Source organism: Tenggerimyces flavus (assembly GCF_016907715.1).
GTDB classification, from domain to species: Bacteria; Actinomycetota; Actinomycetes; order Propionibacteriales; family Actinopolymorphaceae; genus Tenggerimyces; species Tenggerimyces flavus.
On sequence record NZ_JAFBCM010000001.1, the window covers coordinates 3,656,388 to 3,682,937 of the forward strand.

At 69.3% G+C, this 26,550-nt stretch carries 22 protein-coding genes; 9 read left to right on the forward strand and 13 right to left on the reverse strand.

The genetic code is table 11. The annotated features are described in order from the left end of the window. The first annotated feature begins 13 nt into the window (after window positions 1-13). From pyrH to JOD67_RS17190, 5 genes are all read left to right on the forward strand, one after another. On the forward strand, window positions 14-772 hold the full coding sequence (pyrH, locus tag JOD67_RS17170) for a UMP kinase (RefSeq protein ID WP_205123036.1): 759 nt from the start codon (window positions 14-16) through the stop codon (window positions 770-772). A 51-nt stretch (window positions 773-823) separates the two neighbouring features. Beyond that, window positions 824-1,378, forward strand: coding sequence for a ribosome recycling factor (frr, locus tag JOD67_RS17175; protein ID WP_372442366.1), 555 nt, complete (start codon window positions 824-826; stop codon window positions 1,376-1,378). A 219-nt stretch (window positions 1,379-1,597) separates the two neighbouring features. Then, entirely contained in the window at window positions 1,598-2,563 is a 966-nt protein-coding gene (locus tag JOD67_RS17180) for a phosphatidate cytidylyltransferase (RefSeq protein ID WP_307782431.1), read from the forward strand. Further along, window positions 2,560-3,120, forward strand: a complete 561-nt coding sequence (locus JOD67_RS17185) for a histidine phosphatase family protein (protein ID WP_205118609.1) — start codon at window positions 2,560-2,562, stop codon at window positions 3,118-3,120. The genes JOD67_RS17180 and JOD67_RS17185 overlap by 4 nt, the downstream gene beginning before the upstream one ends. A gap of 4 nt (window positions 3,121-3,124) precedes the next feature. Continuing rightward, window positions 3,125-3,955: an alpha/beta hydrolase fold domain-containing protein gene (locus JOD67_RS17190; RefSeq protein WP_205118610.1), complete on the forward strand. Its 831-nt coding sequence runs from the start codon at window positions 3,125-3,127 to the stop codon at window positions 3,953-3,955. Here the strand turns inward: JOD67_RS17190 and JOD67_RS17195 are convergent. The 5 genes from JOD67_RS17195 to JOD67_RS17215 all read right to left on the reverse strand — a co-directional run bounded on the left by JOD67_RS17195 (window position 3,942) and on the right by JOD67_RS17215 (window position 9,963). Continuing rightward, window positions 3,942-5,006 carry a zinc-binding dehydrogenase gene (locus JOD67_RS17195; RefSeq protein WP_205118611.1) on the reverse strand — a complete coding sequence of 355 codons (1,065 nt, stop codon included), beginning with the start codon at window positions 5,004-5,006 and terminating at the stop codon, window positions 3,942-3,944. The two genes, JOD67_RS17190 and JOD67_RS17195, sit on opposite strands and share 14 nt — an antisense overlap. A gap of 188 nt (window positions 5,007-5,194) precedes the next feature. After that, window positions 5,195-5,536: a histone-like nucleoid-structuring protein Lsr2 gene (locus JOD67_RS17200; RefSeq protein WP_205118612.1), complete on the reverse strand. Its 342-nt coding sequence runs from the start codon at window positions 5,534-5,536 to the stop codon at window positions 5,195-5,197. Window positions 5,537-5,650: 114 nt separating this feature from the next. Then, entirely contained in the window at window positions 5,651-7,489 is a 1,839-nt protein-coding gene (locus tag JOD67_RS17205) for an ABC transporter ATP-binding protein (RefSeq protein ID WP_205118613.1), read from the reverse strand. Next, a complete protein-coding gene (locus tag JOD67_RS17210) occupies window positions 7,490-9,316 on the reverse strand; it encodes an ABC transporter ATP-binding protein (protein ID WP_205118614.1) in 1,827 nt (608 codons plus the stop codon). 224 nt (window positions 9,317-9,540) lie between these two features. Then, the gene (locus tag JOD67_RS17215; RefSeq protein WP_307782432.1) at window positions 9,541-9,963 is read right to left on the reverse strand and encodes a TIGR03668 family PPOX class F420-dependent oxidoreductase; all 423 of its coding nucleotides are present in this window, start codon (window positions 9,961-9,963) and stop codon (window positions 9,541-9,543) included. Window positions 9,964-10,355: 392 nt separating this feature from the next. On the opposite strand from JOD67_RS17215, the gene JOD67_RS17220 reads away from it, so the two are divergent. Both JOD67_RS17220 and rlmN read left to right on the forward strand, forming a co-directional pair. Beyond that, window positions 10,356-11,354, forward strand: coding sequence for a LacI family DNA-binding transcriptional regulator (locus tag JOD67_RS17220; protein WP_205118616.1), 999 nt, complete (start codon window positions 10,356-10,358; stop codon window positions 11,352-11,354). A 756-nt stretch (window positions 11,355-12,110) separates the two neighbouring features. After that, window positions 12,111-13,214 carry a dual-specificity RNA methyltransferase RlmN gene (gene rlmN, locus JOD67_RS17225; protein WP_205118617.1) on the forward strand — a complete coding sequence of 368 codons (1,104 nt, stop codon included), beginning with the start codon at window positions 12,111-12,113 and terminating at the stop codon, window positions 13,212-13,214. 95 nt (window positions 13,215-13,309) lie between these two features. Here the strand turns inward: rlmN and JOD67_RS17230 are convergent, their stop codons facing one another. The 7 genes from JOD67_RS17230 to JOD67_RS17260 form a co-directional block, all read right to left on the reverse strand. After that, window positions 13,310-15,454 (reverse strand): outer membrane protein assembly factor BamB family protein, encoded by a 2,145-nt coding sequence (locus JOD67_RS17230; RefSeq protein WP_205118618.1) that lies wholly within the window; start codon window positions 15,452-15,454, stop codon window positions 13,310-13,312. A 76-nt stretch (window positions 15,455-15,530) separates the two neighbouring features. Then, window positions 15,531-15,710, reverse strand: a complete 180-nt coding sequence (locus JOD67_RS17235; protein WP_205118619.1) for a hypothetical protein — start codon at window positions 15,708-15,710, stop codon at window positions 15,531-15,533. Continuing rightward, window positions 15,707-16,012 carry a hypothetical protein gene (locus JOD67_RS17240; protein WP_205118620.1) on the reverse strand — a complete coding sequence of 102 codons (306 nt, stop codon included), beginning with the start codon at window positions 16,010-16,012 and terminating at the stop codon, window positions 15,707-15,709. The genes JOD67_RS17235 and JOD67_RS17240 overlap by 4 nt, the downstream gene beginning before the upstream one ends. Window positions 16,013-16,070: 58 nt before the next feature. Beyond that, a complete protein-coding gene (gene pdxA, locus JOD67_RS17245) occupies window positions 16,071-17,069 on the reverse strand; it encodes a 4-hydroxythreonine-4-phosphate dehydrogenase PdxA (RefSeq protein ID WP_205118621.1) in 999 nt (332 codons plus the stop codon). Further along, on the reverse strand, window positions 17,066-18,142 hold the full coding sequence (locus tag JOD67_RS17250) for a four-carbon acid sugar kinase family protein (protein ID WP_205118622.1): 1,077 nt from the start codon (window positions 18,140-18,142) through the stop codon (window positions 17,066-17,068). The genes pdxA and JOD67_RS17250 overlap by 4 nt, the downstream gene beginning before the upstream one ends. A gap of 19 nt (window positions 18,143-18,161) precedes the next feature. Beyond that, window positions 18,162-18,677, reverse strand: coding sequence for a DUF6328 family protein (locus JOD67_RS17255; RefSeq protein WP_205118623.1), 516 nt, complete (start codon window positions 18,675-18,677; stop codon window positions 18,162-18,164). Between the two features lie 28 nt (window positions 18,678-18,705). Beyond that, window positions 18,706-19,812 (reverse strand): LOG family protein, encoded by a 1,107-nt coding sequence (locus JOD67_RS17260; RefSeq protein WP_205118624.1) that lies wholly within the window; start codon window positions 19,810-19,812, stop codon window positions 18,706-18,708. 221 nt (window positions 19,813-20,033) lie between these two features. Between JOD67_RS17260 and JOD67_RS17265 the strand changes: the two genes are divergently transcribed. Together JOD67_RS17265 and JOD67_RS17270 are read left to right on the forward strand one after the other, a co-directional pair. Beyond that, window positions 20,034-21,917: a propionyl-CoA synthetase gene (locus JOD67_RS17265; RefSeq protein WP_205118625.1), complete on the forward strand. Its 1,884-nt coding sequence runs from the start codon at window positions 20,034-20,036 to the stop codon at window positions 21,915-21,917. 134 nt (window positions 21,918-22,051) lie between these two features. After that, on the forward strand, window positions 22,052-25,762 hold the full coding sequence (locus JOD67_RS17270) for a S8 family serine peptidase (RefSeq protein ID WP_205118626.1): 3,711 nt from the start codon (window positions 22,052-22,054) through the stop codon (window positions 25,760-25,762). A 51-nt stretch (window positions 25,763-25,813) separates the two neighbouring features. Here JOD67_RS17270 and JOD67_RS17275 read toward each other — a convergent pair whose 3' ends face one another. Continuing rightward, complete coding sequence (locus JOD67_RS17275) at window positions 25,814-26,449, reverse strand: calcium-binding protein (protein WP_205118627.1); 636 nt, start codon at window positions 26,447-26,449, stop codon at window positions 25,814-25,816. Window positions 26,450-26,550 lie beyond the last annotated feature (101 nt).

Here is a 26,550-nt window from a genome sequence, read left to right on the forward strand (position 1 = left end):
TGAGGGAGTGGCTTTGACGACTGAGACGATCCCGGCCTTGCCGCCGGCCGACTTCGAGCCCGCGCCGTACCAGCGCGTGGTGCTGAAGCTGTCCGGCGAGGTGTTCGGTGGCGGCAAGCTCGGGGTGGACCCCGAGGTCGTGTCGAACATCGCCAGCCAGGTCGCCGACGTGGTGAAGACCGGCGTCCAGGTGGCCGTGGTGGTCGGCGGCGGCAACTACTTCCGCGGCGCCGAGCTGTCCGAGGGCGGCATGGACCACGCCCGGGCCGACTACATGGGCATGCTCGGCACGGTGATGAACTGCCTCGCCCTGCAGGACTTCCTGGAGAAGCGCGGCGTCGACACCCGCGTCCAGACGGCGATCACGATGGGGCAGATCGCCGAGCCGTACATCCCGCGCCGCGCCATCCGGCACCTGGAGAAGGGCCGCGTGGTGATCTTCGGCGCGGGCAGCGGCATGCCGTACTTCACCACCGACACCGTCGGCGCCCAGCGCGCGCTGGAGATCGGTGCCCAGATCCTGCTGAAGGCGACCTCGGTCGACGGCGTGTACGACGCCGACCCGAAGAAGGTGCCGACGGCGACGAAGTTCGAACGGATCAGCTTCGCCGAGTGCCTCCAGCGCGGGTTCCGCGTGGCGGATGCCACCGCGTTCAGCTTGTGCATGGAGCACAACCTGCCGATCATCGTCTTCAACCTCCGCGAGGACGGCAACATCGCGCGTGTCATCCGAGGTGAGAGGATCGGAACACTCGTTTCGGCGGACGGCTGACCCGCCACCCCGAAACGACCGCCGAAGGACAAGGAGAACCCGACCGTGACCATCGACCAGACCCTTGCCGAGGCCGAGCAGAAGATGGGTAAGGCCGTCGAGTTCGCCAAGGAAGACTTCGCCACGATTCGGACCGGACGCGCCCACCCGGCGATGTTCTCCAAGATCGAGGCCGAGTACTACGGGACGCCGACGCCGATCCAGCAGATCGCTTCGTTCCACATCCCCGAGGCCCGCCTCGTCGTGATCACGCCGTACGACAAGAACGCGCTGCACGCGATCGAGAAGTCCATCCGCGACTCCGACCTCGGGGTGAACCCGAACAACGACGGCGCCGTGATCCGCATCGCGCTCCCGGAGCTCACCGAGGAACGTCGCAAGGAGTACGTGAAGCTCGCGCGGAACAAGGCCGAGGAGGGGCGGGTCTCCGTCCGTGGCGTGCGGCGGCACGCCAAGGAGGCGCTCGACAAGCTGTCCCGCGACGGCGACGCCGGCGAGGACGACGTGGCTCGCGGCGAGAAGCGGCTGGAAGGCTTGACCCACAAGTACGTCGAGCAGATCGATGAACTGGTCAAGCACAAAGAAGCAGAGATCCTCGAGGTCTAGGCCGTGTCACGAAAAGATCGCCTGGCGCGCGACACCTCACATCCCGCCTGGCTGCGTTGCAGATCTGCGGACGTATGACGGATATGGCCTTGACCTGCACCACACCCAGCCGGGCGCGATGCGCCGCGCGCCCGTTGGCAGCCGTCGCTATTTTCGCGACACGACCTAGGCGACCTTCGGTGTGGTGCTTGGCGGGGTGGCACGGCCCCAGGCCTCGTCGTGCATGACGCCGTGACCGGGGCGCAGAGCTCGCAGGAACCGGACGGAGCCGAGGCGATCGCTCCTCCCGGTGGAGCCGACGCGACCGTTCCGGCCGCGGCCGCGCCGAACGGCGTTCCCGACGTGCCTGTCAACGAGGAAGCGCTGCCGACGACGGAACGTCCCGGCCGCGACCTCGCCGCCGCCATCGGCGTGGGCACCCTCATGGCCGGCGCGGTCATCGTCTCGCTCCTGGTCTTCAAGGTCGCGTTCGTCGTCCTGGTCGTGATCATCGTCGGCATCGGCGTGGTCGAGCTGGCCCAGGCGCTCCGCCCGTCCGGCGTACGACTTCCGCTGATCCCCATGCAGGCCGGCGTGATCGGCATGATCGCGGGCGGGTACATCGGCGGCGCCGGCGTGCTTGCGGCGGCGCTCGGCCTTTGTACGTTGGCGGTCTGCTTCTGGCGGATCACCGGCCCCCGCGAGGGGTTCGTCCGTGACATCACCGCGAGCTTCTTCGTCGCGCTGTACGTACCGTTCCTCGCCGCGTTCGCGATCCTCATGCTGCGACCAGAGGACGGCGCGTACCGCGTGCTGCTCTTCGCCGCGGTGACCGTGATGTCGGACGTCGGCGGGCTCGCGGCCGGCATGCTGTTCGGGAAGCACCCGCTCGCGCCGTCGATCAGCCCGAAGAAGACCTGGGAGGGGCTGGCCGGCTCGGCCGTCCTCTGCCTCGCGGTCGGTACGGCCGGCGGCTGGTTCCTGTTCGACGGGCACTGGCTGGCCGGCCTCGTGCTGGGCGCGGTCGTGACGTTGACCGCGACGCCGGGCGACCTGGTCGAGTCGGCGCTGAAGCGCGACCTCGGCATCAAGGACATGGGTCACGTCCTGCCCGGCCACGGCGGCGTGATGGACCGGCTCGACTCGCTGCTCCCGTCGGCGCTGGTGAGCTGGATCGTGCTGACGCTGCTCATCCCGATCGGATGAGGCTGCACCTCGTTCGGCACGGGCGGCCGCTCGTCACCGAGGGCGAGCCGAACGCGTCCTGGCCACTCGCCCCGGAGGCGGCCGAGGGTCTCGCGGCCTTGCGTACGTCGGGGCGGCTCCCGGCCGACGCGACCTGGTACTCCTCGCCCGAGCCCAAGGCGCTCGGCACCGCGGAGGCTCTGGCGGCCGGCAAGGTGACCGTCGTCGAGGGCCTGCGCGAGATGGAACGACCGGCTGGACCCTGGCTCGGCGGCAAGGAGTGGCACGCGATCGTGTCGCGGTCGATGCTCGAGCCGGACGTTCCCGCGCTCCCGGGTTGGGAGACTGGGCGGGCGACGACCGAACGGATCGTGGCCGCCGTGCGCGCGCTGCCGGCCGTTGACGACGTCGCGCTGGCCGGCCACGGTACGGCGTTCACGCTGCTCGTCGCCGCCCTGACCGGCGCATCGCCCGACCTCGAGGGCTGGCGCCGGATCGCCATGCCCGACCACCTGGTGCTGGACCTGACAGCCGAGGGCGCCACCGTCGTGCTCGACTGGCACGGCGACTGGGCGTAGCCCGATGCCGAGCCTCCTGCACGGCATCGCTGTCCCCTTCCTCCGCCTGACGCGCAAGCACCGCTGGGCCTCGGCGGCTGGCCTGCACGCGGCGATTGCGAAGGCGCACGAGCCGGCGCCGCCTCCCGAGGGCGCCGTGCGAGACGACTCGCTGGGCTTCCCCGTCTACACGGTCACGGCTGGGTCCGGCGGCCGTTCGCGCCGGCTGCTGTATCTGCACGGCGGCGGCTACGTCTTCGAGATCGCCAAACAGCACTGGACGCTGATCACCCAGCTTGCCGAGCGACTCGACGCCACCGTCACCGTCCCGCTGTACCCGAAGGCGCCGGCACACACCTGGCGCGACAGCCTTCCCTCGTTGGGGAGCCTCGTCACGGAGTCCGTCACCGTGATGGGCGACTCCGCTGGCGGCGGCCTCGCTCTGGCACTCGTCCACCAGGCGATCGCCGCGGGAGTCGTCCCGCGCCGGGTCGTGCTGATCGCACCGTTCCTGGACGCCACAGTGTCGTCGCCGGAGTCCGTTCGGATCGACCGGATCGACCCCTGGCTGGGCGTCGACGGCGGACGCGAGGCCGGCAGGCTCTGGGCGGGGAACGACGATCCCGCGCGGCTCGAGGTCAGCCCGCTGTTCGCCGACCAGACGAACCTGCCGCCGACGCTGGTGTTCGTCGGCAGCAGGGACTGCCTCGCGCCACAGGCTCGGGACTTCGCCGAACGAGGCGGCCCGGTGGTCGAGCTCGTCGACCAGCCGGACCTCGTCCACGTCTACCCGCTGTTGCCCATCCCCGAGGCACGCCCGGCCATCGACCGGATCGTCGCGTTCATCGGTACGTGAGCGCGATCTTCATCGTCGCCTCGGGGTCGTCGTCGAGCTTCGCGTACGCGCTCGGGGCGTCGGCGAACGGCACCCGCTCGGTGAGCAGCTCGTCGACCCGTAGCTGGCCGCCGAACAGCAGCTCGTTGACCGTCCTCGAGACCCGCGGCCGGTTCCACCGCGGGTAGTCGCGGTGCGGGCAGGCCCAGACGCCCATGCTCGACACCAGCTGCGGGCGGTTGTGGTGCCACTCCTCGCCGAGCGCGAGGTCGGAGCCGGCGTCGCCTCGGAAGAAGCCGACGCTCACGATCCGCCCGCCGACCGCGACCGAGGCGATCGCGGCGTGCAGGCCTCGGTAGGTCCCGGACGTCTCGATCGCGGTGTCGACGCCCACGCCGCCGTTGGCCTGGTGGACCGACCAGCCCACCGACTCCTCGACCGCCTTCGGGTCGATCGTGGTGGCGCCGAACGTCTCCGCCAGCTCGCGCCGGGCGGCGACCGGGTCGACGCCGATCACCGTGGTGGCGCCGTTCAGCCGGGCCAGCTGGACGATGAGCTGGCCGATCACGCCGAGCCCGGAGACCATGACCGTGTCGCCCAGCTTGACGTTCGCGTCGTGCGTGGCGTTGAGCGCGACCCCGGCGAGGGCGAGGAACACGCCGCGCTCGGGCTTGTCGGTCGGCGGCAGCTTGCTGAGGGGCAGCTCGGCCGCCATCGCCCGGGCGACGTCGACGACCAGCTCGTCGCAGTGGCCGTTGGGGGAGTGGACGAGGTCGCCGACGGCCAGGGCGGTGACGTCCGTCGCGACCTCGACGACCTCGCTGACGAGCTCGTACCCGATGCCGTGCTGAGTCTCGTTCGCCTCAGCACGAGGGCGAAACAGCCGCGCCTCGCGGTCGAAGTCCTTGTCGTGGAACGGCGACGTCCCGCGGTAGAGGTTCAGCTCGGTGCCGTGGCTGATTCCACTGACGACGCTCCGCAACCGGGCCTGACCCGGCAGCAACCCCGATTGTGCTTCGACCTTGCGAATCTCCAGCGAACGTGGACCGACAAGCGTAAGGACCTGAGGCATCCTTGGTAGCTCCCTTCGAATGGGCCGTCCCGCGATTCGATCCTCTCCGGATTCGCCTGTTGCCGGACGCCAGTCGTCGTGGATTGGGCGGCCAGGATCGGCACCGTTCGAACAGGTAATCGGCGGGCAAAAGCAAACTCCCCCGCCGGCGTGGCGGGGGAGTTCTGTTCGACGTGACGGTACAGTCACTACTCGGCGTTGTAGGCCTCGATGATTGTCGCGGGGATTCGGCCACGGTCACTGATTTCGTATCCGTTTTCCTTGGCCCATTCCCGAATCGCCTGAGTTTGCGCCTTGTCGGCCCTGGCCGAACGCCCACCACTCACGCGGCGCGCGCCTCGGGCGCTCACCTTGCGAGCCGATCCCACGAAGGGAGCAAGAGCGTCCCGGAAGCGCTTCGCGTTCTTGTCCGCCAGGTCGATCTCGTACAGCACGCCATCGATGCCGAACTCGATCGTCTCGCCCTTGCCGTTCGCCACAGTCGTACCGTCGATATCGTCGATAAGCTGGACGAGGGTACGTTGAGCCATTACCACTCCCACTTCAGTCGTGTGATGGCAAGACAATAGCACCCGATAGCGGAAATGCGATCAACCGGAGCCACATTCTCTGTGTCGCAAGAATGTGATATCGGTCAGGTTCTATTAGTCGGCGGCCGCTTCCCCTGCCAAGACGGGAACGAAGCCGGTCCCGGGGCGGTAGTTGGGCGATTGGTGCCGGAAGTACGTGTTGTAGACCTGGCAGTAGTGCCCGCCGGCCTGCATGAGGGACTGATGGGTCCCTTCCTCCACGATCCGCCCCGCCTCGATCACGATGATCCGATCGGCGTGCTCGATCGTGGAAAGCCGGTGTGCGATCACGATCGAGGTCCGGTCGGCCAGGACGACGTCCAGGCCTTCCTGGATCTGGGCCTCGGTCAACGGGTCGACGCTCGCCGTCGCCTCGTCCAGGATCACGATCGCCGGGTCCTGGATCAGCACCCGGGCCAGGGCGACCAGCTGGCGTTGCCCCATCGAGAGCGACTTGCCGTGCTCGCCGACCTCGGTCTCGAGGCCCTCGGGCAGGATCTCCAGCCAGTCGCCGCCCGCCACCTGCCGGGCGGCCACCACCACGTCCTCGTCGGTCGCGTCCGGTCGCGGGTAGCGGATGTTGTCGGCCACCGTTCCGGAGAACAGGAACGGTGACTGCGGGACGACGCCGAGCTGGCGCCGATACTCGGCGAGGTCGAGCGAACGGATGTCCCGGCCGTCGATCAGGATGTGGCCGCCCTGGAACTCGTAGAACCGGGTGATGAGCTTGCCCAGCGTCGACTTTCCCGCCCCGGTGTGCCCGACCAGCGCGACGGTCTCGCCCGGACGGATGTGCACGTTGAACTCGTTCAGCACTCGCTGGTCGACGGTGTAGCCGAAGACGACCTGCTGGAACTCGATCTCACCCCGCAGCCGCGGGACCGGCTGGGGGTCGTGCTGGATCACCCGCGGCGTGGCGTCGACGAGGGCGAAGACTCGTTCGGCTGCCGACAGGCCCTGCTGGAACTGCGACCAGAACGAGGCGATGCTCGTCAACGGGAACCAGAACAGCGCGACCGCCTGCAGGAACAGGTACCAGTCGCCGGCCGACAGGTCGCCGCCGAGCACGGTGGTGCCGCCGACCTGGACGAGCGCGACGGTGCCGAGGCCGGCGACGATGAACAGCAGCGGGAAGATGCTGCTGAACACGAACCCCTGCCGGACCGTCACCTGGTAGCTCTGCTCGTTGATCGGGCCGAACTCCTCGTAGACCGTCTGCTCCTGGCGGAAGTTCTTCGCGACCGCGATCCCGCCCATCATCTCCTGCACGTTCGCGTTCACCCGGGAGAGCGAACGCTGTGCCTTCCGGGTGGTGTCGCGGGCTACCTTCCGGAAGCCGAGCGCCATCGCCACGATGATCGGCGTGATCGCCAACGTGAGTAGCGCGAGGCCGACGTCGCGCTGGAACAGCAGCGCGGTGACGAAGACGAGGAGGAGCACCTGGCTGAGCAGATTCATCACCAGCGTGACGACCGTCGCGAAGTCGTCGGTGTCGGACGTGATCCGGCTGACCACCTTGCCGGACGGCGTCTCATCGTAGAACGACATGTCGCGCCGCATCACGGCGGCGAACGCGTCCCTCCGCAGGGTGATCACGACGTCGCCGACGATCCGCGCGGTCATGGCCTGACGGATGTAGTTGAAGAACCAGGCGAGCATCCCGGTGACGAGGATGCTCACGACCAGGATCGTGATCGTCGACCCCGCCTGCGGGCCTTCGATCCGGTCGAGTCCCCAGCTGACCAGGACAGGGAAGGCCGCCTGCATCACGGTGGCGAGCAGGATCGTCAGCGCGACCAAGCCCATGCCCGCGAGCGCGGGCTTGAAGTACCTGCCGACCCGGCGGACCAGCTCGCGGTCGCCGTACGTACGGTCGTAGTCCTCGGCGTCGAGGCCGTCCATGATGAAGCCCATTTAGCCGACCTCCCCATGGCTGGCGCCGGTCGCGGTGAGCGCGGCGTCTGGTTCCTTGTAGTCGGCCTCGTCGTAGTGCGCGAAGATCCGTCGGTAGAGCGAGCAGCGGCCGAGCAACTCGTCGTGGGTGCCCTGGTCGATCAGCTCGCCACGGCGGATCAGCAGCACCTTGTCGGCCCAGCGGATCTGGGCCAGCCGGTGCGTGATCAGTAACGTCGTTCGCCCTTGCAGGATGCGCCGGATCGCGCGCTGGATTTCGTCCTCTGTCGCGCTGTCGATCGCGCTCGTCGAGTCGTCCAGGATGAGGATGCCCGGGTCGGTCAGCAGCGCCCGGGCGATCGCGAGCCGCTGCCGCTGCCCGCCGGAGAGCGTGACGCCGCGTTCGCCGATGACCGTGTCGTAGCCGTCCTCGAGCTGCTGGATGAACTCGTGCGCCTGCGCGTCCTTCGCGGCCCGCACGACCGCCTCGGAGTGGGCCTGCTGGCCGAGGCTGAACGCGATGTTCTCCGACACCGGGCGGGAGAACAGCACGATGTCCTGCTCGATCGTGGAGATCTGCGAGCGCAGCGAGTCGAGATTCCACTCGCGCAGGTCGACGCCGTCGATCAGGATCCGACCGTCGGTGACGTCGTACGTCCGGTTGACCAGCTTCGTCATCGTGCTCTTGCCCGAGCCGGTCTCGCCGACGATCGCGATCGTCTGCCCTGGCTCGGCCCGGAACGAGACGTCGCGCAGCACCGGATCGCCGCCCTCGTAGGCGAACGAGACGTGCTGGAACTCGATCTCGCCCTGCACGTCGGCCCGGTGACCGGACGGGTTCTCGTCCAGCTCGGAGTCCTCTTCCATCAGCGAGATCAGCCGCCGGGCGCTCGCGATGCCGAGCTGGATGAGCGTGAACGTGAACGTCGAGGCGAACGTCGGCCAGCCGAGCATGCCCATCAGCCCCATGTACGCGACCAGGTCGCCGACGGAGATCGCGCCGCTGCGGTAGAGGACGAGCCCATGCAGCAGCGCACCCGCGGTCGCGACCGCCAACAGCAGGGTGGGCAGGTAGCGGGCCTGGATCACCCCCTGCTCCACGAACGAGTCGCGGTAGAGCTTCGCGTTCTTCTCGAACTTGCCGTGCTCGCGCGGCTCCATCGCGGTCACCTTGACGACCTCGATGCCGCGCACCGCCTCGGTCAGCCCCGCGTTCAGGTCGCCGAACTGCTCGCGCATCCGGGTCGAGACCGGACCGAGCTTCTTGGTGTAGCCGCGCAGCGCGATGATGAACACGACGGCGAACGCCAGCGGTGAGAGCAGCAGCCGCCAGTCGATCAGCGCAATGAACACCAGCGGCACTAGGCCCTGCATGATCGAGTCGAACAGCAGGTCGAAGCCGGGGGAGATCATCGAGCTGAGCTGGCGGACGTCGTTCGCCGCGCGGGCCATCAGGTCGCCGATGCGCTGCCGGTTGTGGAACGTCTGGCTCTTGCCCAGCAGGCTGATGTAGAGCTCCTCGCGGCCGCCGCGCTCGAACCGCTTGGCGAGCACCTCGCTGCACAGCCGGGCGCCGAGGTCGAGCGTGCCGCGGACGATCACGATGCCGAGCAGCACGAGGACGACGGTGAGGAGCGTGCCCCGGTCGCCATCCAGCACGGCGTCGAACGCGGTGCCGGTCAGGCCGGGGACGGTGGAGTTGAGGATGATGAAGCCGAGCGAGCCGAGCAGGGCGCCGACGACGTACTTCTTGTTGCGGAGCTGATGCGACAGGACCCAGCGCAACGGGCTCCGCCGGTCCGACCTGAACTGGTCGGCGACGGTGAACTCCGAGCGGAGCGTTGCCACGAGGGCCTCCATTGGTGGTTGAGCTGGCGAAGCGCACGATGCCAGACCCCACCGACATGTGCCCTGCGGAACGATCTTCGACTCGGTCCGACCTTGGTTGTAGCACGTCTATGGCCCCTATTTTCAAGGGGTTTCTTCAGTGTTTCTCACGTTGACTGGACCGTAGGCACGTCATCGCGAGGTACGCATCAGGCGGCCGCCCGACGTGGCGTAGGTCGATAGTCCTACGCCTCGCCCGCCCAGCCGGTCCAGAGCTCGACGGTCACCTGGATGACAGGCCCGGCGGGGCGGATCTCGGCGTACTGCTGGTATTTGGCGACCAGCCAGTCGACCGGTTCCGCGCGTTCGGCGTCGTCGGTCAGGACCCGTGCGATGCCCTCGGCGCGGGCCCACCACAGGCGCGTCCAGTCGGCGTCGTCGTAGTGGTCGACGAGCAGGCTGACCTGCGGGTGTGCGGCGATGTGCCGCAGTCTCGCCAGACGCTGGGTGGACTTCGGCTTGTGGTCGACCGCCGTCACGATCAGGTCGCCGGCGAGGGCGAACGTGACCACCACGACGTGCGGACGGCCTCGTTCGTCCACGGTCGCGAGGTGGGCCGTTCGCGCAGAGCTGAACCGTTCGCGTGCTTCGTTCGGATCGAGCCGCACGTCCTGATCATCGCGGGTCGAGCGCGATGGCGTCGAACTGGGACCCACCCCGTCGGCACGCCTGGCGCCGCGGCAGACCGTTGCGGCCATCGGACTCTTCCTCGCCGCGATGTCCGCCGTCGAGAAGAAGGTCCTGGCTGGAGGTGAGGCCGACGAGCGAGGCGATCGTGCGGTGCCGCGGAGGCGATCCGTACGCACGACTGGCTCCCGCCCCGGCCGTGGGTGCAACCGGCCCGACGTGCCGTCGACATTTGACGAAAGAAGAGCGAGAAATCGATTGCTCGCACGCTACGATGTGTTCGGGCGTGGTGTCAACGGCTCATGGCGGCCGCTTGCTGCAAGCTAATCCCGGCAGCACGGCCAGGTGAGCTGGGCGAGGAGACAGAGGTTCCATGACGACGATCTACGACGTGGCCCGCCAGGCGCAGGTGTCGGCCGCGACCGTGTCGCGGGTCCTGAACGGGCGCGCGACCGTCGACCCGGTGCTGGTCGAGCGGGTGCAGGAAGCGGTGCGTTCGCTCGGCTATCGGCGCAACGCCGTGGCCCGGAACCTCCGCCGCAGCCGGACCATGCTGTGGGGGCTGATCATCTCCGACATCGGCAACCCGTTCTTCACCGCGCTCGCCCGCGGGGTGGAGGACGTGGCGCAGGCCGAGGGGTACTCGGTGGCGCTGTGCAACTCCGACGAGAACCCGGCGAAGGAGAGCCAGTACATCGGCGTCGTGCTCGACGAGCAGATGGCCGGCGTGATCATCTCGCCGTCGGGCCGTGGCCGCGACGTCCGGCTGCTGATCGAGGCGAACACGCCGGTCGTGGCGATCGACCGCGAGCTGCGGGCGGCGACCGTCGACAGCGTGCTGGTCGACAACGAGCATGGCGCCGAGCTCGCGACCTCGCACCTGATCGAGTCGGGCTACCGGCGCATCGCCTGCATCACCGGCCCGAAGCAGCTGTCCACGGCCACCCAGCGGCTGCGCGGCTACAAGCGGGCGCTGGCCGCGGCCGGGCTGCCGATGGACGAGTCGCTGGTGCGGTACTCCGACTACCGGGAGGCCGGCGCGTTCGAGGCGATGGAGTCGCTGCTGGACTCGGAGACCGCCCGGCCGGACGCGGTGTTCGCCGCGAACAACCTCACCACGGTCGGCGCGATGGACTGTCTCGTCAGCCGTGGCGTGAAGGTGCCGGTCGAGGTGGGTTTCGTCGGGTTCGACGACATCCCGTGGGCACACCTGGTGCGGCCGTCGTTGACGACCGTGGCGCAGCCGACGTACGAGCTCGGCCAGACCGCGGCGCGGCTGCTGGTCGAGCGCATCAAGGAGCCCTCCCGCCCACCCGCGCGGGTGGTGTTGCGTACAGTCCTGCACGAGCGGGACAGCAGTCGCCGGCCGTAGCGCTTTCGCAAAATGCGTCCATGAGGACTGGGTAAACGCCAGACGACTTACGGAAGAATGGGGCGCATTCGTTCGGCCGAATTCGTCGGGTAACGCCATGGGTGAGGTGAGGAGTCATGCCCTGTGGGCGTGGCGTAAGCCCGTTCCAGGCGTGGCGGCGAGGCGCGCGGGCCGTTCGGGCTTGCGGGTAAGGGAAAATCGTTCGTCTCCGAACCGCCTGTGCGGAAGTGGTGACGAATTGCTGACCGGCGTGTCCAGGGGCTGATCTTGGTTTGCGCGGGTGTTTCTTGAGGGTCAATGATGCGAGAGCGAGTTCGTCTTCCTTGACGTGACGGGTGATTGGCCGAGGCTGCCGTGGGGTAGCTGATCGCTGGAAGCCGTCACTACGGGGGTAGGGATGCTGAAGCAGTTGGAGCGAACAAGGCAGCGGCCGGCCAAGGGCCAGGGTCCGGGTGCCTCAGCCCTGGCATTCCTGGCCCTCGTGGTCATCGTCGTAGGCGGTGTCGGCGCGATCGTGAGCTGGCTTCTCTGGTCCGGGCTGGGCGTCGGCGTAGGCATCATCGGCGGCGTGGCCATCGTGGCGAGCGGAGGCCTCTTCGTCTGGTCCGAGTCCCGACTGGGCGCTCGCCCCAAGTCCCCAGCCACGTCACCCACCGCCGGTTCTGAGTCGGAGCCCGAAACCTCGGACCACCCGCGCTAGCCACCCCTCCCAGGCGGCGGGAGCGATTGGCGGCACCGCCTACACTGGGCGGAGCCATGAACCAGCCAGTCGAGCTCGTCTTCGCCGCACCGCGCCGAGGGAAGCCGCCCCGTCATCTCGCCGATCTGAGCCCCACCGAGCGCCGCGAGGCGCTGACCGAGCTCGGGCAGCCGGCGTATCGCGCCAGGCAGCTGTCCACGCACTACTTCGCGCGGTACATCGACGACCCCGCCGAGATGACCGACCTCCCGGCGACCGGACGCGACCAGATCGTCGACGGGTTGCTGCCGAACCTGCTGACGCCCATCCGCACGCTCACCAGCGACGGCGGCACGACGGTCAAGTCGGTGTGGCGCCTGTTCGACGGCGCGCTCGTCGAGTCCGTGCTCATGCGCTACCCCGGCCGCGTCACGATGTGCGTCTCCAGCCAGGCGGGCTGCGGGATGGCCTGCCCGTTCTGCGCCACCGGCCAAGCCGGCCTCACCCGCAACCTGTCCACCGCCGAGATCGTCGGCCAGGTCGTCGCCGGTTCCCGCATGCTCGCCCGCGGCGAGGTGGAGGGCGGCCCCGGCCGGATCTCGAACATCGTCTTCATGGGCATGGGCGAGCCGATGGCCAACTACCGCACGGTGATCTCCGCTGTCCGTAGGTTCACCGATCCCGTCCCGGACGGCCTCGGCATCTCCCAGCGCGGCGTCACCGTGTCGACCGTCGGCCTGGTGCCGAGGATCAAGCAGCTCACCGAAGAGGGCCTGAACGTCACGCTCGCCGTCTCCCTGCACGCCCCCGACGACGAGCTGCGCGACGAGCTCGTTCCGGTCAACACCCGGTGGAAGGTGCAGGAAGTTCTCGACGCCGCGTGGGAGTACGCGGCGCGTACCAAGCGGCGGGTGTCGATCGAGTACGCGCTGATCCGCGACATCAACGACCAGGCCTGGCGGGCTGACCTGCTCGGCGAGCTGCTCGCCGGCCAGCTCGTGCACGTCAACCTGATCCCGCTGAACCCCACGCCCGGCTCGAAGTGGACCGCCTCGCGCCCCGAGGACGAGCGCGAGTTCGTCCGCCGGCTCGAGGCCCACGGTGTACCCGTCACCGTCCGCGACACCCGCGGCCGCGAGATCGACGGCGCCTGCGGCCAGCTCGCCGCGAAAACTAGCTAGATGGTCGCAGCCCCGGCTCGCGAAGGTTCGCTGCGTCTGTCAGCTGCCAACCGATGCGCACGCTGGGCTGCTTCAGCCGAGCCGGACTGCGACGTCTAACCAGGCAAGGCGATTCCGCGGACGACGCCGGCCTGGTCGGCGGCGACCAGCAGGCCGTCCACGACGACTGGCGTGCTGAACGTGTTGGCCGGCGAGAGCTGCAGCCGGTGGCCGACCGCTCCGGTGGCGAGGTCGAGGCTGGCGAGCAGCCCGGTGGTCGCCACGATCCAGGCTCTCTCACCCGCGATCACTGGCCCGGCGTTCAACGTCCGTACGCCGACCTCTGAGCGCCAGGTCGCGACGCCGGTCGTGGGCGAGACCAGCTGGAACCGGCTGAACTCGTCGACGATCAGCAGCCGCTGGTCGTCGAGCAGGATCGACGGCGGGTACAGCGCGCCACTCGGTACGGTCCAGCGCACCGCGCCGGTCGCCCGGTCCAACGCTGTCGCGCTGGTGACCGTCGAGACGAGCACGGTGCCGTTCGGCAGCAGCTCGAGCACGTCGTCCCACGGTCCGTAGATGAGCCGGACGTACGCGGTCGTCCGCGTGGTCATCGACGCGGTCCACAATTCCGCGCCGGTGCGGGCGTCGAACGCGTACGCGTTGCCATCCCCGCCGCCGGCGTAGACGCGCTCGCCGTCACACGCGACCCGGCCGGCGAAGAACCCGTGCAGGTCGGCGGACCACGCACGCGCGCCGGTGCGGGCGTCGACCGCGTACAGCGTCGTGCCCGCGGTGAAGATCACCAGCTCGCGGCCGTCGACGGTGGTGGCGAGCGGCATGCTGAGCACCGGGTCAGGCGTACGGAATCGCCAAGCCCGCTGGCCGTCCCGTGCTCGGAGGGCGTAGAGGTGATGGTCCGCCGACGGGACGAAGACCGTACGCCCGTCGGCGCTGAACGCCGCGCCGCGGTAGACCGGGCCGACCTTGGTGTCCCACTCGACGCGGGCTCGGCTCTCGGTCGGCCGGAACGCCTTCACGGTGCCGGCTGTCGACGCGGCGACGACGAGGTCGCCGTACGCGGCAAGAGCGCCCTGCACCTTGCCCGCGAGCCTGGTCGTCCACCGCACCGACGGGCCGCCAGTAGGGCGCGGCAACGAGAACGGCTCGGTCCGGTCGTACCGCGTCCCGGCGGCGTCGGCGACCCGTACCTGCAGGCGATGCGCGCCCGGCGGCAACGCGGACACGTCGACCGAGCCCGACCAGGTGGAACTCGAGGCGGTGAGGTCGACCCAGGTGCCGTTGTTGCTGCCGCCGAAGACGTGCTGCGGGTAGACCTGCGCCTGCACGGTCTGGGCTTGTGCGCGGCGGGCAAGGCGAACGGAGACCGCGAGCGACCCGGCGGCCTGGTCGAGGTCGATGTCGACCGGCTTGAGGTCGGTGTCGTCGCGGCCGAGTGGGATCGTTGCCACGTCGCGGCGGGTCGTCGTCCCGTCGGCGTTGATCGTGACGAGCTCGACCTTGAGAGCGGTGGCGAGGCGTTCGACCGCGTAGTACCAAGGGCCGTCCTTGGTGGCGTCGGCCGCGACCTGGGTGAGCCCGTTGAAGCGCTGGACCTGCTCGGTGTGGATGTGCCCGGCGAAGATCGCGCGCACCGGGTAGGGCGCGATCGTCTCGAGGAACGCGTCCTGGTCGTTGACGTAGTAGTAGTGCGCGCTGAGCGGGTAGTGCAGGAACAGCACGGACGGGCGCTGCCCAGCGCGGCGGAGGTCGCGGTCCAGCCAGGCGAGGTCCTCGGGTCCGAACAGCCCGGGCTCCTGCAGCAGCGTCGTCGGGTCGAGCCCGACGACGTGCAGGCCGCCGAGGTCGAACGAGAACGGCGCGGGGCCGAACTTCTCGCGGTAGAGCTCGGCGCCGTTCACGTCCCAGCGGACCTCGTGGTTGCCGGGCACGTGGCGGACGCGGGGCCGGAGCGATTCGGGGATGGTGGAGAGGTAGGCGTCGATCTCGCCGCGGGAGCCGTACTCGGTGATGTCGCCGCAGTTCAGCACGAAGTCGGGATCTGCGGCGTCGATGGCCGCGAAGATCCTGGTGAGGAGTGCGTGCCTGGTGGGGTCGTCGACGTTGGAGTGCGTGTCGGTGACCACCGCGAACCGCACCCCGGAGCCAGTGTCCGCGTTCGCCGGCTGACTCGTCGCAGCGATCGCCCCGGCCGCGCCGAGAGCGAGAAACCCACGCCGTCCCCACACCTGTCCAGTCATGCCGGCGACGCTAACGGCACTGCCGTACGTGCAACGTGAACAGACCGCAAGCGGACGGTGAAACGCCTCCTTCTGGTCAGCGTTCGACCTGCTCGTCCAGCCGCGCGCGGAGCTGGTGCACCTCCTCGGTGAGCCGCTCGACCTCGACCGTGGTGATGGTGGCGGCCCGACTACTGCGCTTCACGTCGAGGATGGCGAGCGCCTCACAACCATGAGCGGGCCTCGCGGATCCGGGCACGTACTGCGATGTGCTCATGAAGCGATCGCGCCGCGCACCGGAGAGGACGTCGACCAGCGTGACCATCCGCGGCAACCGTGGCGGACGAGGACGAGCAACGTCAGGAAGTGGTGCACCAACCGCCATCGCTCCTCGGTGATCGCGAGGCGGACGAAGGAGACGATCGCCCACGCTGCCCAGACGACGGCGGCGCAGACGGCCCGTGTGCCGGCAGGCAAGGCTGGTTGCAGGATGGGTACCGCGTAGGCGGTGAGGAACAGGACGGCGACTGCGGTGAGCGGCCATTCGAGTCGCCGTTCCCAACTGGCCAAGCGAGTCATGCCGATCAGGCTGCACGCGATAGCCCGCCGCGGTGGCCGACTTTGCCCAATTGACGCATTACTCCGGTCGGGTCGGGGCGAGCTCGGCGGCTTGGCGGAGGGCTTCGAGCATGCTGCCCTCCTCCGCTGTTCCCGTTCCCGCGATGTCGAAGGCCGTGCCGTGGTCGACCGAGGTGCGGATCACGGGTAGGCCGACGGTGATGTTCACGCCGGCGTCCAGGCCCAGCACCTTCACGGGGCAGTGGCCCTGGTCGTGGTACATCGCCACCACCGCGTCGAAGTCGCCGCGGACGGCACGGAAGAACACGGTGTCCGCGGGCAACGGACCCTGCGCGTCGATCCCCGCGGCACGAGCGGCCTCCACGCCGGGGGCCACCTTGGACTCCTCTTCGCCGTTGCCGAACAGGCCGTTCTCGCCCGCATGCGGGTTGATCCCGCAGACCGCGATCCGCGGCTCGGCGATCCCGGACTTCACCAACGTCGCATGCGCGCGAACGATCGTCCGTTCCACCAAGCCCGGCTCGATCCGCGCCACTGCGTCCAGCAGTCCGAGGTGCGTCGTGCAGTGGATCACCCGCAACGAAGGCGCCGACAGCATCATCGACACCTCCGGCGTCCCGGTCAGCTCCGCCAGGATCTCCGTGTGCCCTGGGTACACGTGCCCGCCCGCGTGCAGGGCCGCCTTGTTCAACGGGGCCGTGCAGATCGCGTCTACCTCGCCGCCCATGGCCAACGCCACCGCGCGCTCGATGTAGCGGAACGCCGCGTCGCCCGCCACCGGTGACAGTTCGCCGAACGGCAGGTCAGCGGGGATCAGCGCGAGGTCCACGCACGAGACCTCACCGGGCGAGAACGTCGCCTCCAACGGACCGGAGACCGCACGCAAGGTCAGCTTGACACCGGTGATCTCGACCGCGCGGGCGAGCCGCGCGAGGTCGCCGACAACGAACGGCCGGCACCTCTCGTACACCGACGGCTGCGCCAACGCCTTCACGACAACCTCCGGACCGACGCCGGCCGCGTCGCCCATCGTGATCGCGATGATCGGACGGTTCATCGAACTCCCTCGAGCGTCTCGACTGCACGAACCAGACTGTCAGCATCGCCGAACGTCCCCGCCTTGGTCACCACCGGCCCACGCCACGCACCGGACGCGAGCGACACGGGCACGCCGTGTTCGATCTCGTCCACCAGCTCCAACGCGGTCACCCCGAACGCCCGCAGCACCGACGACGCCGTCTCGCCACCGGTCAGGACGAGCCCTCCGACGGAGGGCGCGTGCCGCGCGAGCTCGTCCGCGAGGAGGCGAACGTGCCGAACGTCCTCCTCGCCGGGTGACAGGTCCAGCGCGACGACCGGGCTCGCCCCCTCCCGCAGCGCAAGACCCAGCTGCGACAAAGAGACGATCGGACGGCCGCGCGCGTCGAGCTGGGCGACCTGGGACGCGGCGCGCGGCGCCATGCTGCCCACCACGGTCAGCACCGGCCGTACCGAAGGAACGGCGGAGGCGAAGGACCCCGCAAGCCCCAGGGCAGCGGGCAGCTCGGCGGCAAGACCGCCCGAACCCACCCAAACCACGTCCCGTCCCAGCGACGCGCCGGCAACGGCGAGCGTGCGCAGATCCACGGTCGTCGAGGCGTCGCATACCACCGCGCGGACGCCGTCCGACCCCACGACTTCGGCGTTCGGCAAAGCGGAGACCCCCGCCGCGACCAGCGTCCCGACCAGGTGCGAGACAGGCCGACCCCGGTCGAGCTGCCAGCCGTCCACGGTCGTTCGCCCGACCGCGGGGAACGCCGGCGCGACGATCGCGACCGACCGCGGCCCCCAGGCGTCCAGCGCGGCCCGCACCTCGGGTCCGAGCTGGCCGCGCGCCAACGAGTCGACCTTCTTGTACAGGGTCTCCACACCCGCCGAGCGCGCCGCCGCGACAGCCAAGCCGACCCGTTCGGCAGCGGCGGCAGCCCCCAGCGCACGCGTGCCGAGATCGAGTGCAACGACGTCGTACGGCCCCGACAACAGCGAAAGGTCCCAGCCCACAACGGTCCGCAGCCCCGAGCGCCGGAAGCCGATCCCGGTGTCCGCCGCGCCGGTCAGGTCGTCGGCCAGGACAGCAACGAGAGGCGCCATGCCAAGCCACGGTAGTTGATCAGTCGTCGCCCTCGGCGGGGTCGGAGAGCCGGGACAGCGGGAGCACGTACCAGACCGCGAGGAACAACACGGCGATCGCGATACTGATGATCCACGCGAACGACCGTTGCAGCACCAGGTCCAGGACGAGCAGGACAGCGGAAGAGATCGCGAGCCAGAGCGCGACCATGCCGACGTGGGTGAGCCGGTTCGACATCTTGACGATCTCGACCTTGCGACCGCGCCCGAACAGCACCCGGTGGTACGCGACCGGCGCCATCAGGAAGATCGTCGCGACACAGCTCAGCAGCAGCGTGGTGAAGTACACGCCCTTCTCGAACCCGTCCGCGGAGGCGAACCGAGGCTGAACGGCGAGGATCAGCAGGAAACCGAACAGGATCTGCACGCCGGTCTGCAGAACCCGCAGCTCCTGCAGCATCTCGCCGAGGTTCCGGTCGGCGCGCTCGGCCGGGGACTCCTGCCTGCCGTCGGGCCTCGCGTCGGGCCTCGCGTCGGGTTGGCCGTCCTCGTTCACGCCGGAACTATGCCCACTCGAGGGCAGGTCACGCGTCACAGAGCACCGCGGCGGCCTCGGCGACCGTGTCGACGAGCGTCAGCTGCTCGGCCATCGGGCGGCCTTTGCCGAGCTCGGACAGCAGCTGCCAGGCGGGGAAGCGTTCGGTCCAGTACGAGCGGCCGACCAGCACCATCGGCATCCCTGTACCCGCGTCCGCGTAGAAGTTCGCGGTCGCGACCGTGAAGATCTCCTGCACCGTTCCGGCCGCTCCCGGCAGGAACGCGACGCCAGCGTTCGAGCGGCCGAGCAGGACGTCCTCGCGGAGCGAGTTCCGGAAGAACTTCGCGACCTCGCTGGCGAACGCGTTCGGCGGCTCGTGGCCGTAGTGCCAGGTGGGAACGCCGAGGCTGTGCCCGAACGACTCCGACCACTTCGACCTGACCTCGAACGCGGCCTTCGCCCAGGCGGTCACGTCATGCTCGAAGTCCGGCTGCCGGCCAAGGATGTCCAGCGCCTCGGCGAGCGCGTCGTCGTCGTGCGGGGCGAGGAACGCGCCGAGGTTGGCGGCCTCCATCGAGCCCGGACCGCCGCCGGTGGCGACAATGCGGCCGGCGCGGGTGAGCGTACGACCGAGCCAGGCGGCGTCGGCGAACCGCTGCTCGCCGCGGCGTACGGCGTGCCCGCCCATGATGCCGACGACGTTCCGGCCGTCGATCAGCTCCTCGAGCGCGTCGGTGATCGCGTGGTCGTGCAGCGCCGAGGCCAGCGTCGCGCCGACGGAGTGGTGCGCCTCCTCGTGCCGTGCCCAAGCGTAGATGCGGGCGTCGCAGGTGGCCTCGTACCCGCCCTCGTCGAGGCCGGCATAGAGCTCGTCGGGGGAGTAGAGGCGGCCGCGGTACGGGTCGAACCCGATGTCCGGGAGCGTCGGGAACACCAGGCCGCCGTGGCGTCTGACCAGGCGCTCGGCGCGCTCGTCCATGGCACAGCCGAGGAACAGCGCGCCGGCGGCGTCGAGCTTGGAGAGCACCTCGGAACGGTCGGTGAGGTCGATCGACTGCAGGTGCCAGCCCCGCATCGAACGGGCACCGTGCGCGACGAGCGCGTCGAAGTGCTCGAGGCTCTCGACCTCGCAGTAGGGGCGCTCGGCGGGCATTGCGTCGGTCTCCTTTCGGGTGTTGCATGATCAACGTTAGTCGCATGAGCGTCGGTGGCGGCGTTGCTTTCTCGACCCGCTCCGCATCAACGGTGCGCCCGTTGTCGCCAACGGATCGTTGGCGACACCTCCTGGCGCACCGTTGGTGCCCCCGTCGAGAAGGCGACGCCTGTGGCCACCGACCGGTGCGACCATCGGGGCTAGAGGGAGGTGGCGGTTCGATGGGGCCATACCGCGAGGCGTACCGGCGGAGTGTCGAGGATCCGGCCGGGTTCTGGGCGGAGCAGGCCGCGCGGATCAGCTGGTTCCACAAGCCGTCGCTGGTCCTCGACGAGAGCCGGCCGCCCTTCTATCGCTGGTTCGGTGATGGCGTCCTCAATACCTGCTACAACGCACTCGACCGCCACGTCGTGTCCGGACGGGCGGACCAGCCGGCGCTGATCTACGACAGCCCGGTGACCGGGAGTGCGCGCACGTTCACGTACGCCGACCTGCTGGAACGCGTCGCCGCGTTCGCCGGCGGGCTGCACGCGCTCGGCGTCGGGCAGGGCGACCGGGTCGTGCTCTACATGCCGATGGTCCCCGAGACCGTGATCGCGATGCTGGCCTGCGCCCGGATCGGGGCGGTGCACTCGGTGGTGTTCGGCGGCTTCGCGCCGGCGGAGCTCGCCGCGCGGATCGACGACGCGCAGCCGAAGGTCGTGCTGTCGGCCTCGTGTGGGATCGAGCCCACCCGCGTCGTCGAGTACAAGCCGATGTTGGACCGGGCCCTGGAGCTCGCGGAACACAAGCCGCAGACGTGCGTGATCCTGCAACGCCAGCAGGCCACCGCCGAGCTCGTCGAGGGGCGCGACCTGCCGTGGGCGCAGGTCCATCGCGCCGGGGCGAACGATCCGGCACCCTGCGTTCCCGTCGACGCGCTCGATCCCCTCTACATCCTCTACACGTCGGGCACGACCGGGCGGCCGAAGGGGATCGTGCGCGACAACGGCGGGCATGCCGTCGCGCTGCGCTGGTCGATGGACAACGTGTACGGGATCCAGCCGGGCGACGTCTGGTGGGCCGCGTCCGACGTCGGCTGGGTGGTCGGGCACTCGTACATCGTCTACGCGCCGTTGCTCGCCGGCGCGACGACCGTTCTGTACGAGGGCAAGCCGGTGGGCACGCCCGATGCCGGAGCGTTCTGGCGGGTGGTCTCGGACCACGGTGTCAACGCGCTCTTTACAGCGCCGACCGCACTCAGGGCGATCAAGAAGGAAGATCCGTCCGGAACCATGCTCGGCGACTATGACCTGTCCTCGTTGCGGACCCTGTTCCTGGCGGGGGAGCGGCTGGATCCCGACACGTACTCGTGGTCGTCGGAGCTGCTGGGCGTGCCGGTCGTCGACAACTGGTGGCAGACCGAGACCGGGTGGCCGATCTGCGCGAGCCCGCGCGGGTTGGAGGAGCTGCCGTTGAAGGCGGGGTCGCCGTCGGTCCCGGTGCCGGGGTACGACGTGCGCGTCCTCGACGAGGCCGGCGCCGAGGTGCCGACTGGTCAGGAGGGCGCGATCTGCGTCAAGCTGCCCTTGCCTCCGGGCACCTTGCCGACGTTGTGGAACGACGACGAGCGGTACGTTTCCAGTTACCTGGCTCGCTATCCGGGCTACTACCTGTCCGGCGACGGTGGCTACATCGACAACGACGGCTACGTGTTCGTGATGGGCCGGACCGACGACGTGATCAATGTCGCCGGGCACCGGCTGTCGACGGGCTCGATGGAGGCGGTGCTGGCGCAGCACCCCGCCGTCGCGGAGTGCGCGGTGATTGGCGTCGCGGATCCGTTGAAGGGCCAGCTGCCCCGCGGCTTCGTCGTGCTGAAAGCCGGCGTGTCGGTGCAAGAGGAAGACCTCGCCACCGAGCTGGTGCAGCTGGTACGCGAGCAGATCGGCCCGGTGGCCGCGTTCCGTACGGTCTCGGTCGTCCCCGCGTTGCCGAAGACCCGGTCCGGGAAGATCCTGCGCCGGACGATGCGCGAGATCGCCGACGGCGGGACCCCGAACGTGCCGTCGACGATCGAGGACCCGGCGGTTCTGGAGACGATCACGCCCGCCCTCCGCGGCTGAGGCACGTGGAACGCCGTTTCCGGACGACGTCAGTAATTGGCCACCGCGATGACTTCTACGCGAATTAACTCCGGCGCATAGTTCTAACAGGCAACTGCTCCATCCCTGAAGGCGCGAGCAGATGTGGGGGCGCGATGTCGTCGCAACGCAGGCTTCGTACGTTCGGTGTGGCAACGCTCGGTGTGGTCGCGTTGCTCGCCTCGATGGGACTGGCCAACGCCAGCCCGAGCACCCGGCAGGTTTCCGAGACGCAGAAAACCCAACCAGCCAACGCGGTCAGCAGGGCCACGGTCACGCTGATCTCCGGCGACGTCGTCACGGTCCAGCGCTTCGCCGACGGCCGGCAGGTCGCCACGGCGGCCGCGCGAGCGGGCCGTACGGACATCGCGTTCAGCACCCAGTACGACGAGGACAGCGTCTACGTCATCCCCAGCGACGCGATCCCGTTGCTCGCCCAGGGCAAGCTCGACCGCGGCCTGTTCGACGTCGCGCAGCTGGTCAAGGACGGCTACGACGACGCGCACGCCAGCTCCACGCCGGTCATCGTGCAGTACAAGAAGGCGAGCCCGAAGGCCACGCTCAGGGGTACGAGCAAGCGCTTCACGCTCGAGAGCATGAACGCCACCGCCGTACGCGCCAACAAGCAGGACACCCAGGCGCTCTGGACCAGCATCGCCAGCACGCCTGACCTGCAGAAGGTCTGGCTCGACGGCCGCGTCCAGGTCACCGACGACGTCAGCAACGAGCAGATCGGCGCGCCTGCCGCGTGGCAGGCCGGCTTCGACGGCACCGGCGTGAAGGTCGCCGTCCTCGACACCGGCATCGACCAGACGCACCCGGACTTCGCCGGCAAGGTCGCGGCCGAGCACAACTTCACCACCGACCCGAGCGCCACCGACCTGTTCGGGCACGGCACGCACGTCGCCTCGACCGTCGCCGGTTCTGGCGCCGCGTCCGCCGGCAAGTACAAGGGCGTCGCCCACGGCGCCACGTTGCTGAACGGCAAGGTCCTCGACCGCAACGGCAGCGGTACGGACAGCCAGATCATCGAGGGCATGGAGTGGGCGGCCGCGCAGGGCGCCAAGGTCGCGAACCTCAGCCTCGGCACGCACTCGCCGAGCGACGGCACCGACCCGCTCGTGCAGGCCGTCGACCGGATCAGCAAGGAGACCGGCACGCTGTTCGTCATCGCTGCCGACAACATCGGCCCCGGCGACAGCACGATCACCAGCCCTGGTTGGGCGAACGAGGCCCTCACCGTCGGCGCCGTCAACAGCGAGGACGCGCTCGCGAACTTCTCCAGCCGCGGCCCGCGACTCGGCGACTACGGCATCAAGCCCGATATCACCGCGCCCGGCGTCCAGATCATCGCGGCCCGCGCGGAGGGCACCCAGCTCGGCCCGATCGTCGACGAGAAGTACGTCAAGCTCGACGGCACCTCGATGGCAGCGCCGCACACCGCGGCCGCTGCCGCGATCCTCGCGCAGGAGTTCCCGAACTGGACGAACACCCAGCTCAAGGACGCGCTCATCAGCACCGCCAAGACGATCCAGGGCAACTCCGTCTACCAGCAGGGCGGCGGCCGGCTCGACGTCGCGAGGGCCTTCTCCCAGAAGGTCTACTCGAGCCCAGGCACGCTGAACCTCGGCTTCCTGCCCTGGCCGCACACCACCAGCGAGCCGATCGTCAAGCCGGTCACCTTCTCCAACGTGAAGGCCGAACCGGTCACGCTCGACCTCACGCTCGCCCTGTCCGGCAAGAACGGGCCCGCGCCCGCCGGCATGTTCTCGGTCAGCCCTGCCACGGTGACGATCCCCGCCGGTGGATCCGCCGGGGTCACTGTCACCGCCGATCCGAGCAAGGGCGACCCCGACCTGTACGGCGGCTACCTCGTCGGCACGGCGGACGGCGTCGAGGTGCACACCTCGGTCGGGCTCTACAAGGAACCCGAGATGTACAACGTCACCGTGCCCGCCACCGCACGCGACGGCCGCCAGGCGGACGGCATCAGCCAGGTCGAGTTGTGGGGGCCGAACCTCCCCGGCGGCTTCCAGACCAAGTACTACCGCGGCGGTGTCACGCCGGTCTTCCGCGTGCCGCCGGGAACCTACAGCCTGATGGGCTACCTCTTCACGATGGACGAGCCCAACCTGTACGCGACCGAGTCGACCATGGTGGGCAAGCCGGAGTTGACAGTGACCGCCGACGCCACCGTTCCGCTCAGTGCGGTGGGTGCGAACGAGATCACGACCAAGACGGCGAAGCCGTCGGAGCCGCTGATCCTGCAGCTGGCTTACTACCGGAAGGTCGGCGAGCCGTCGTTCTCCAGCTCGTTCACGCTGAGCCCGCCGATCGACCGCGCGTTCGCCGTGCCCACGAGCCCAGTCCAGCAAGGGGAGTTCGAGTTCTACGACCGCTGGACGCTGCAGGCGCCCACGCTGCAGGCCAAGGTCACCGCGCCGCAGTCGATCGCGCTGGACCCGTTCTTCCTCACGAACTCGCCCAAGGTGGACGGCAAGCACACGTTGCCACTCGTCTACGCCGGGTCGGGCCGGCCGGAGGACTTCGTCGGCAAGCCGGTACGTGGGCGGATCGCGCTCGTGCAGCGGACGACCGGCATGACGTTCAACAGCCAGGTCGTGAACGCGGCCAACGCCGGCGCGGCGGCGGCGATCATCTACAACAACCGCCCCGGCCTGCTGCTCGGGTTCGGCGGCAACCCGGGAACGGTCCCGATCCCGTCGTTCACGATCGACCAGGCGCCCGGGCAGATGCTCGTTTCCCTTCTGCAGCAGGGGAATGTCAAGGTGCAGTACTCCGGCACCTCGATCAGCCCCTACCTGTACGAGGTGATCCACCCGAACCCGGACGCGATCTCAGCCAACCAGTCGCACGAGGTCACCAACAAGAACTCGATCCGGCTGAACAGCGACTACTACGCGCACCTGCAGAGCCAGGTTGGCGCCGACGTGCTGCACGCGTTCCGGCCGTGGACGGCGTTCGCGTTCGGCTTCGCCCGTGAGCTGCCTCGACCGCTGAAGCGCACCGAGTGGGTGTCGACGGGTGACACGAGCTGGTTCCACATCGCGTGGGCGAACTACCCGTTCGACGGCGAGTACGACGGGCTCGTCACGTCGTACGAACCAGGCCCGGCGCGCGCGGAGCGTACGTTCGCGCAGGTCTCCCGGCCCGGCTTCCCGAAGGGGCTGACGGGCTGGGAGGAGGACGGCGCGCCGCCGACCCGGGTCGGCGACGAGCTGGCGATCGCGATGTTCCCGTACGCCGACGCGACGCACACCGGGCTCGGTACGGCGGGCGACGTGGCATCGACGAAGCTCTACCGCGGCAGCAAGCTGCTCGCCGAGGGGGCGTACCCGGTCGGGACGTTCGACGCCGACGTCGCGGAGGAGGCGACGTACCGGCTGGTGACGTCGCTGCAGCGCAAGCAGGCCTGGTCGAAGTACTCGACCGACATCGACACCACGTGGACGTTCAAGTCGGCGCGGCCGGCCGAGAACGCGCGGGTGCCGCTGCCGTTGCTGCAGGTGGACTACGACCTGCGGCTGGACCTGTGGAACAAGGCGCGAGACCGTTCCGACTACACGTTCCGCCTGCAGGCTGGGCGCAACGTCAAGACGGCGAAGGTGTGGGTGTCGTTCAACGACGGCGCGACCTGGAAGCGCGTGGACGCGCGGCAGAACGGCGGCTCGCTCGTCGTGACCGTCACGCATCCCGCGGTGTCGCGGACCTCTGGTGCCGTGTCCCTGCGCGTGCAGGCCGCGGACGCTGCGGGGAACGCGATCGACCAGACCGTAATCCGGGCGTACGGACTCAAGGCGAAGTAGCGGTCCGGGCGGCGGCGAGTTCGAGGGAGCCCGCCGCCGCCCGGATCCGGTCTACAGCTCGCAGAGGACCTTGGCCTCGACATTGACGCACTTGTCGATGCCGGCGCCGCCGTTGCCGAAGTCACCGTTCAGGTGCGGCCCGCCGTCGAGCTGGTCGTTCCCGCCCTCACCGATCAGCGCGTCGTCGCCCCCGCCGCCGAAGAGCTGGTCGGCCCCCTCGCCGCCCCAGATCTCGCTCTTGCCCGGTCCGCCGATGATGACGTCGTTGCCGCGGCTGCCGCGCAGGTTCTCGTTGCGGCTGCCGATCTTCGCGCCCGGGCCGCTCACGACGCCCATCGCGCCGGATACGTTCGGGAAGCTCGCCGACACCTGGACCCGGTCGTTGCCGTCACCCAGCTCCACGAAGAGCCCGATCACCGCGGTGGCCGGGCAGGACGCCGTGTTCGCGCTGATCCGGACGCACGGCGAGCCGGCCGTCAACGGCGTCGCGGCGTCGGTCACGAGGACCCGGCTGCCGCTCCTCGTGACCCGGACGTTGTTGCCCGCGCCCGCGCCGGCGTCGAACCGGAGCGTTCCGCTCTGCACGGTCACCCGACCGGGCGTCGCGGCCGTGGCGGGCGCCGACAGGGTGAGCGCGAGAGCACCCGCGACCAGCGCGACCGTCACCGTACGTGAGACCTTGATCATCATCTGGAACATTCCCCCAACTCGTATGCAGACGTCGCCGCCCATCTGAGCAGGTACGCGCCGCGCTGTCCTCAGTAGTCACTACTGAATTCGTGTCGTTC